The organism is Streptomyces sp. WAC05292, assembly GCF_003949955.1.
In the GTDB taxonomy this organism is placed as follows: domain Bacteria; phylum Actinomycetota; class Actinomycetes; order Streptomycetales; family Streptomycetaceae; genus Streptomyces; species Streptomyces globosus.
This window is the reverse complement of sequence record NZ_RPSE01000446.1, coordinates 1-4,742: the sequence shown is the minus strand read 5'-3', so window position 1 is coordinate 4,742 and position 4,742 is coordinate 1. Positions and strand designations below refer to the sequence as shown.

At 71.8% G+C, this 4,742-nt stretch carries 5 protein-coding genes; 4 read left to right on the top strand and 1 reads right to left on the bottom strand.

All coding sequences use genetic code 11. The features are described 5' to 3' along the window. Positions 1-248 precede the first annotated feature (248 nt). The 3 genes from deoC to EF903_RS28860 are packed head-to-tail and all read left to right on the top strand — an operon-like array spanning position 249 to position 3,542. Positions 249-1,211, top strand: coding sequence for a deoxyribose-phosphate aldolase (deoC, locus tag EF903_RS28870; protein WP_125547955.1), 963 nt, complete (start codon positions 249-251; stop codon positions 1,209-1,211). A gap of 5 nt (positions 1,212-1,216) precedes the next feature. Next, positions 1,217-2,653, top strand: coding sequence for an aldehyde dehydrogenase family protein (locus EF903_RS28865; protein ID WP_125547953.1), 1,437 nt, complete (start codon positions 1,217-1,219; stop codon positions 2,651-2,653). Beyond that, on the top strand, positions 2,646-3,542 hold the full coding sequence (locus tag EF903_RS28860) for an aldehyde dehydrogenase family protein (RefSeq protein ID WP_125547952.1): 897 nt from the start codon (positions 2,646-2,648) through the stop codon (positions 3,540-3,542). Before EF903_RS28865 ends, EF903_RS28860 begins: the two co-directional genes overlap by 8 nt. Positions 3,543-3,627: 85 nt before the next feature. Here the strand turns inward: EF903_RS28860 and EF903_RS28855 are convergent, their stop codons facing one another. Beyond that, on the bottom strand, positions 3,628-3,984 hold the full coding sequence (locus EF903_RS28855) for a hypothetical protein (RefSeq protein WP_125547951.1): 357 nt from the start codon (positions 3,982-3,984) through the stop codon (positions 3,628-3,630). A gap of 78 nt (positions 3,985-4,062) precedes the next feature. Here EF903_RS28855 and EF903_RS28850 point away from each other — a divergent pair, with 78 nt between their 5' ends. Further along, positions 4,063-4,740, top strand: coding sequence for a uridine kinase (locus EF903_RS28850; protein ID WP_260616066.1), 678 nt, complete (start codon positions 4,063-4,065; stop codon positions 4,738-4,740). The last annotated feature ends 2 nt before the right edge of the window (positions 4,741-4,742 follow it).

The following is a 4,742-nucleotide window of genomic DNA, read 5'->3' as shown; positions in this document are numbered from 1 at the left end:
GTCTACGACGACCGGGTCTACCGCTCCCCCATGGCCGTGGTCCGTGGTCCGGGAGGTCTGACGGGCTGCCGGGAAAAATCCATGCGCGGGTTTCGGCCGGACCGTCGGATTCCCGTCATGGCCGTGCAACGGCGGTGACCAGCGCCTTTGCCGCGGCCCTCACAGCACGGATGCGGCCGGCCCCGCACAGATGTGCACGCATGGGGGTGACAGGCCGCTACGCGCGTAGATATGCTCGTGTGGTGACCATGCCCACCACCCTCACCGCATTCGCCGACGTGACGACGTCCGACAGTGCGCTGCGCCGCTTCCTGCACGGGCTGCCCGGCGTGGACGCCGTCGGCCTGGAGGCCCGCGCGGCCGCGCTCGGGACCCGTTCGATCAAGACGACGGCCAAGGCGTACGCCATCGACCTCGCCATCTCGATGATCGACCTGACCACGCTCGAGGGTGCCGACACCCCGGGCAAGGTCCGTGCGCTCGCCGCGAAGGCCGTCCACCCCGACCCGACCGACCGTACGACGCCCATGACCGCCGCGGTCTGCGTCTACCCGGACATGGTGGCCACCGCGAAGGCCGCCCTGAACGGCGCCGACGTCAAGGTGGCGTCCGTCGCGACCGCCTTCCCGGCCGGCCGCGCCGCGCTGCCCGTCAAGCTCGCCGACACCCGTGACGCCGTCGCCGCCGGCGCCGACGAGATCGACATGGTCATCGACCGTGGCGCCTTCCTCGCCGGCCGCTACCTGGAGACGTACGAGCTGATCAAGGCCGTGAAGGAGGCGTGCGTCCGCGAGGACGGCACCGCCGCCCGCCTGAAGGTCATCTTCGAGACCGGCGAGCTGTCGACGTACGACAACATCCGCCGCGCCTCATGGATCGGCATGCTCGCCGGCGCGGACTTCATCAAGACCTCGACCGGCAAGGTGGGCACCAACGCCACCCCGGCCAACACCCTCCTGATGCTCGAAGCCGTCCGCGACTTCAGGGCGCAGACGGGCATCCAGATCGGCGTGAAGCCGGCCGGCGGCATCCGCACGACCAAGGACGCGATCAAGTTCCTGGTCCTGGTCAACGAGACCGCCGGCGAGGACTGGCTGACCAGCGAGTGGTTCCGCTTCGGCGCCTCCAGCCTGCTCAACGACCTGCTGATGCAGCGCCAGAAGCTGAGCACCGGCCGTTACTCCGGTCCCGACTACGTGACGGTGGACTGATCACCATGGCATCTGCATTCGAGTACGCTCCGGCTCCCGAGTCCCGCTCGGTCGTCGACATCGCCCCCTCCTACGGCCTCTTCATCGACGGCGAGTTCACCGACGCGGCCGACGGCAAGGTCTTCAAGACCGTCTCGCCGTCCACCGAGGAGGTCCTCTCCGAGGTCGCCCAGGCCGGCGCCGCCGACGTCGACCGCGCCGTGAGGGCCGCCCGCAAGGCCTTCGAGAAGTGGTCCGCGCTGCCCGGCGCCGAGCGCGCCAAGTACCTCTTCCGCATCGCCCGGATCATCCAGGAGCGCAGCCGCGAGCTGGCCGTCCTGGAGACCCTCGACAACGGCAAGCCGATCAAGGAGACCCGCGACGCGGACCTCCCGCTGGTCGCCGCGCACTTCTTCTACTACGCGGGCTGGGCCGACAAGCTCGGCCACGCCGGCTACGGCGCCGACCCGCGCCCGCTCGGCGTCGCCGGCCAGGTCATCCCGTGGAACTTCCCGCTGCTGATGCTGGCGTGGAAGATCGCCCCGGCGCTCGCCGCCGGCAACACCGTCGTCCTCAAGCCGGCCGAGACGACCCCGCTGTCCGCCCTGTTCTTCGCGGACATCTGCCGCCAGGCCGGGCTGCCCAAGGGCGTCGTCAACATCATCCCCGGCTACGGGGACGCGGGCGCCGAGCTCGTCGCCCACCCGGACGTGAACAAGGTCGCCTTCACCGGCTCCACCGCGGTCGGCAAGGCCATCGCCCGCCAGGTCGCCGGCACCGGCAAGAAGGTCACCCTGGAGCTGGGCGGCAAGGGCGCCAACATCGTCTTCGACGACGCGCCGATCGACCAGGCCGTCGAGGGCATCGTCGGCGGCATCTTCTTCAACCAGGGCCAGGTCTGCTGCGCCGGCTCCCGCCTGCTCGTCCAGGAGTCGATCCACGACGAGCTGCTGGACTCCCTCAAGCGCCGCCTGTCCACGCTGCGCCTCGGCGACCCGCTCGACAAGAACACCGACATCGGCGCGATCAACTCCGCGGAGCAGCTCGCCCGGATCACCGCGCTCGCCGAGACCGGCGAGGCCGAGGGCGCCGAGCGCTGGTCCCCGGCGTGCGAGCTGCCGTCCGCCGGCTACTGGTTCGCCCCGACGCTGTTCACGAACGTCACGCAGGCGCACACCATCGCCCGCGACGAGATCTTCGGCCCGGTGCTGTCGGTCCTGACCTTCCGCACGCCCGACGAGGCCGTGGCGAAGGCCAACAACAGCCAGTACGGCCTGTCGGCGGGCATCTGGACGGAGAAGGGCTCGCGCATCCTGGCCGTCGCGAACAAGCTCCGCGCGGGCGTCGTCTGGGCCAACACGTTCAACAAGTTCGACCCGACCTCGCCCTTCGGCGGCTACAAGGAGTCGGGCTTCGGCCGCGAGGGCGGTCGCCACGGTCTGGAGGCCTACCTCGATGTCTGAGTCGACCACGCGACTGAACGTCTTCAAGACCTACAAGCTGTACGTCGGCGGGAAGTTCCCGCGTTCCGAGAGCGGCCGGGTGTACGAGGTGACGGACTCGAAGGGCAAGTGGCTGGCCAACGCCCCCCTCTCCTCCCGCAAGGACGCCCGCGACGCGGTCGTCGCCGCCCGCAAGGCGTTCGGCGGCTGGTCGGGCGCGACCGCGTACAACCGCGGCCAGATCCTCTACCGCATCGCCGAGATGCTGGAGGGCCGCCGCGAGCAGTTCGTCCGCGAGGTCGGCGACGCCGAGGGGCTGTCGAAGTCCAAGGCCGCCGCCGTCGTGGACGCCGCGATCGACCGCTGGGTCTGGTACGCGGGCTGGACCGACAAGATCGGCCAGGTCGTGGGCGGCGCCAACCCGGTCGCGGGCCCGTACTTCAACCTGTCGACGCCCGAGCCGACCGGTGTCGTCGCGGTCGTCGCCCCGCAGGAGTCGTCCTTCCTCGGCCTGGTCTCCGTGATCGCCCCGGTGATCGCGACGGGCAACACCGCCGTCGTCATCGCCTCCGAGAAGGCCCCGCTGCCGGCGCTGTCCCTCGGCGAGGTGCTCGCCACCTCCGACCTGCCCGGCGGCGTGGTGAACGTCCTCTCCGGCAAGGCCTCCGAGATGGGCCCGCACCTGGCGGCCCACCAGGACGTCAACGCGATCGACCTGGCGGGCGCCGGCGAGGCGCTGGCCAAGGAGCTGGAGATCGCCGCGGCCGACAACCTCAAGCGCGTCCTGCGTCCACAGCCTGTGGACGACTGGAGCGCCGACCCGGGCACGTCGCGCATGACGGCGTTCCTGGAGACCAAGACGGTCTGGCACCCGACCGGCTCCCTCGGCGCCTCCGGCTCCGCCTACTAGCAGGACCGCACCCCGCGCGGAACGCGGAAGGGCCTCGGCGGCACGCACGTGCCGCCGAGGCCCTTCCGCTGCCCTGGGGCCGCGCCTACTGCGGGAGTACGGGCCCCAGGAGGGACGTCACGGCGGCCGTCGGCAGCTCCTTGACCGACGGGCCCTGCGTCAGCGCGCCGGTGACCATGCCCGTGCCGACCGCCGGGAAGTCCGCGACCTTCGTGGCGATCCCGTTGTCCAGCGGGTCCACCCCGGTCTTCGCGAGCGGGTTCACCTTCAGGTTGGCGATCGGGTCGACGACGCCGGACACGGCCGCCGGGACCGACAGTTCGCCCGCCTGGGCGCCGCCCGCCGCCATCGCGAGGGCCGCGCCGGCCATGGAGAGCGTGAGGCCCGCGGAGCGCGCGGAGCGCAGGGCGCTGGAGGTGCCGGGGGCTGCGTGACGTGCCATGGGTTTCCCGCCTGTGGTCGTGTTCGCGTGCGCACGCAGCGTAGTGGAGGTGTGATCCTGGATACCAACCGCCCGCAGATGGCATCCCCTGCGCGGGGGAATGCGTCACACTGGTGTCCCGTGAGCTCCTCCTCTCCTTCGCCTGCGCGTGTCGTCCTGTTGACCGGGCCCTCGGGTTCCGGAAAGTCCTCGCTGGCCGCCCGGTCCGGGCTTCCCGTGCTCCGGCTGGACGACTTCTACAAGGAGGGCGACGACCCGTCCCTCCCCCTGGTCGAGGGAAGCTCCGACATCGACTGGGACTCGCCGCTCTCCTGGGACGCCGACACCGCCGTCGCCGCGGTCGCCGACCTGTGCCGCACCGGCCGCACCGAGGTCCCCGTCTACGACATCTCGACGTCCTCCCGCACCGGCACGGAAACCCTCGACACCGCGGGCGCCCCGCTGTTCATCGCGGAGGGCATCTTCGCCGCAGACATAGCGGCCCGCTGCCAGGAGCTCGGCCTCCTCGCCGACGCGATCTGCCTGCGCGGCCGGCCCTCCACCACCTTCCGCCGCCGCCTGCTCCGCGACCTGCGCGAGGGCCGGAAGTCCGTGCTGTTCCTGCTGCGGCGCGGCCTGCGCCTGATGCGGGCCGAGCGGGGCATCGTCGCCCGCCACACCGCCCTCGGCGCGCACCCCTGCGGCCGCGACGAGGCCCTGGGCCGCCTGGCCGCCGCCGCGGCCGGCCCCCGGCGCGCCCCCGCCGCCGCGGCCTGACC

Coding starts and splice junctions, on each gene's coding strand:
- EF903_RS28850 (WP_260616066.1), top strand. CDS start 4,063: ATGGCATCCCCTGCGCGGGGGAATGCGTCACACTGGTGTCCCGTGAGC.
- EF903_RS28855 (WP_125547951.1), bottom strand. CDS start 3,984: ATGGCACGTCACGCAGCCCCCGGCACCTCCAGCGCCCTGCGCTCCGCG.
- EF903_RS28865 (WP_125547953.1), top strand. CDS start 1,217: ATGGCATCTGCATTCGAGTACGCTCCGGCTCCCGAGTCCCGCTCGGTC.
- deoC (WP_125547955.1), top strand. CDS start 249: ATGCCCACCACCCTCACCGCATTCGCCGACGTGACGACGTCCGACAGT.
- EF903_RS28860 (WP_125547952.1), top strand. CDS start 2,646: ATGTCTGAGTCGACCACGCGACTGAACGTCTTCAAGACCTACAAGCTG.